Raw genomic sequence first — 3,286 nt, 5'->3', positions numbered from 1 at the left:
CTCCACATTGCCCTGTCTTTTTCGGCGCTGTCCCAACACCAGCCCTGTCACGGAGTGCTTACCGAAAGTGCGCGCATAGTCAACCGACGCCTCAAAGTACCAGCTTCTGAAGGGGGTACCGTTCACGGATTCACCCACATAATTGACCGGCGTGGCGGCCTCTTCCGCATCAATAGTGCCTCCGCGTCCTTTGTAGCGCGTCCACGTTCCGTCCGGATTCAGATGCCAGGTAATCGCGTCATACGACCATTCCCTTACGTAGGCCATATTGTGTGTGTAAGCTACTTTTGCATTTGCCGAAAGCCCTGGGGTAATGAAGTCGAACTTCTGTTTCAGGTTAATAGTCGCGTTCAGGTCTGTCCGCTTCACGGTACGTTGCCCGCTGTAATTATTGGCTACCAATGGGTTCTCAGAATTAGGGAAACCTGTTCCGGCTATCCTGTAGCCCGTTTCATCAGGACGGGCAAAATCGGGATAATCTTCCAATACCTCCGCGGGATAACCTGCCGGTGACACCATCGGGCCTAACATGTAGATAGGTCTGTACAAACGCTGATTGCTGGTTTCATAAGGGCTGTTCGTAATGCCTATAAAACCTCCCGCATCCAACGAAAGTAACGTGGATTTCGTCAGGTCCGTATCAATATTGAAACGATAGTTATACCGGTTGAATTTCCAGGTGGGATCGTAAGCAGGTTGTTTTTGCGTCTTGATAATATCATCATCATAAAGGTAACTTATTGATGCGAAAACCCTTGCAAAATCCGTTCCGCCCGAGATATTTACATTATATTTATTGGAAAATCCAACATCCTTCAGCATCAGTTCCTGCCAATTGGTGTTAGGATAGATATAAGGCATGTCCCCTGTGCGGTAATGTTCTATTATTTCGTTCGAAAGCAGGTTTCCCCAATTGTTGTCGTTTTTATAGGCTTCGTTCATTACCAATGCTGTGGTATAACTGCTCATCGGTGCAATGACATTGATGGGCTGCTTGGCGATTACTTCGGCACTTGCACTCACCTTAACCTCGCCCTTAGAACCACGTTTAGTGGTGATCAGGATCACGCCGTTGGCTCCTCTCACTCCGAAGACCGCGGTCGCGGAGGCGTCTTTCAATACCGAAAGCGTTTCTATTTCATTTGGATCGATATTATTGAAATCCCGTTCAACCCCATCTACCAACACCAACGGGTCGCTCTGCACCCAGGAGGATATACCGCGAATATATATTTTTCCGGCTTCCGCTCCGGGCTGACCCGAATTTTGCACAATGCTCACGCCCGGCACCTGTCCTGCCAAGGCATTGGTAACATTGGAGGAGGTCATCTTCAGCATATCATCGCCCTTTACCTGCGAGATAGCAGCCACTGCACTTTCCTTTGTCTGGACCCCATACCCCACTACTACCACTTCTTCCAGCAGGGTTTCGTTTTCAGACAGGACCACATCAACAACCTTTCGGTTGGCGACAGCAATCTCCTGTGTTACGAACCCTATATAAGAGAATATCAGCACTGAATTTGACGGTACGCTCGCCAGTGAAAACCGGCCATTGATATCAGTAACCGTACCGGCTGAAGTTCCCTTGATCTGGAGTGTAACCCCGATGAGGGGTTCTCCTCTTTCGTCTCTCACAGTTCCGCTCACAGCTATACTCTGAGCAAACATTCCCAAGGAAAATACCCATAGACAGACGGGCAATAATCCTTTCCAAAATTTAAATAAGATTCTACTTTTCATTCTTGAGTCCACTTTTAAAAGACGTTGCGGTTAATTTGTTAATAAAGAAGTTCTCCATTCCTTTGATCTTTAACGTAATTGTTATCATTTTTTAATTTCTTAAAGTATAGTTTTAAATTAATACGCTTGTTCGTTAACAAGAATTATTACTATTGTGTATGTAAGGCAATTTCTTATTTTCTATATCAACAGTCCGTTAAATATTTTAATTATTATATTTATAATCAGTAAGTTATAAAACAAGACGGATTACGTATTATTTCTGATATTCAATGCATTACAATTAGAATTATAAGAACTTTCCCTCTATTGATTATGGCAGATTGTATTTCCTTCACAATATTTTGGTTCAAAGTAACTGATTTTAACCCGCAAGGGATATCATTTTTATCTCAAAAAATAATAAATATTTATCAAATTATTCTCATATTACTTATCTGCTTATTTTTCACCTATTTAATTAAAATTTAAGCAATCTTACATAACACACGATTCCCCGACAATCCTGTTTACCAATCATAGGGGGAAGCTTATCTCCAGTCCATTCCAACTCTTCCTCATTTTGCAAACTCTCTGAATGATTGATTGAACCACCTTAATGCTTCAAATGTGAGCTTGTCGGTTACCCATTTATTCTGTTGGGCCACATTTTCTTTTTCTTCCCGATCATTTTTCATATTATATAATTCAACCTGGGAGCCGTCAATGAACACCAATAATTTCCATTCTTTCCAGCGAACAGCTACCTGAGGCATCGGGGTATTATCGGGGGCATTTTGTTTTCTACTTGAAAATTCCCAGAACAGGGGAGCGCTTCTTTCCACATTCTTGTTTCTCAGAATTACATCACTCCGATCCTCCCCATCTAACCGGAACTCAGAAGGAATTGGAGAACCTGTTATACTACAAAGGGTTGGAAATATATCCACTGAACCCAGAATCGCATTTTCGTTAATCTGACCCGGGGTAATCACCGACGGCCAACGTACAATAAAAGGCATCCGGATCCCGCCTTCATACAAAGTCCCTTTTTTACCCCTCAACCCTTTTGTCCGTTCAATACCGTAACTGGGGTTAGGTCCGTTATCACTGGTGAATATGACCAGGGTATTGTCATCTGCACCCAATGACTTTAATCCTTCTATTAACCGGCCCATTTGATCATCGAGATCTTTCAAAACAAACCTGAATGCTTCACGCTTTTCCCAATCCTCTCTCTTCGTTTCCATATCCTCCGGGTTGGGGACAAAGGGGGTATGTACATCATCGGGCCATAAATTGATAAAACAGGGTTTATCCTGATTTCTACGGATGAAATCAAGGGTTTTATCCACAAAGTAGGCAGTCCGGTTCCATCGTTTGATACTGTCCTGATCACTCCATATCCAGTCCGATGCCGTTATGAGTTTATCAGGGTCGGGGCTTTCCCATGTCGATGCATATTCATCGAAACCGTAATTATAAATAGATGGAGCATTATCCACATCACGTCCGCCCCCCATATGCCATTTCCCGAAATGGGCCGTAGCATAGCCATTCTGTT

Annotated in this window: 2 protein-coding genes; both read right to left on the bottom strand. The window is 43.4% G+C overall.

Features of this window, described 5'->3' with window-relative positions; genetic code table 11:
- A partial coding sequence (locus Q0502_RS04645; protein ID WP_298647745.1) for a SusC/RagA family TonB-linked outer membrane protein occupies positions 1 to 1,743 on the bottom strand: 1,743 nt, incomplete at its 3' end.
- A 557-nt stretch (positions 1,744 to 2,300) separates the two neighbouring features.
- Positions 2,301 to 3,286, bottom strand: a 986-nt coding sequence (locus tag Q0502_RS04640) for a sulfatase-like hydrolase/transferase (RefSeq protein WP_298647743.1), incomplete at its 5' end; no start/stop codon positions are given.

Origin of the sequence: uncultured Proteiniphilum sp. (assembly GCF_937873925.1) — a bacterium.
In the GTDB taxonomy this organism is placed as follows: Bacteria; Bacteroidota; Bacteroidia; order Bacteroidales; family Dysgonomonadaceae; genus Proteiniphilum.
This window is presented reverse-complemented; position numbering and strand designations above follow the sequence as displayed.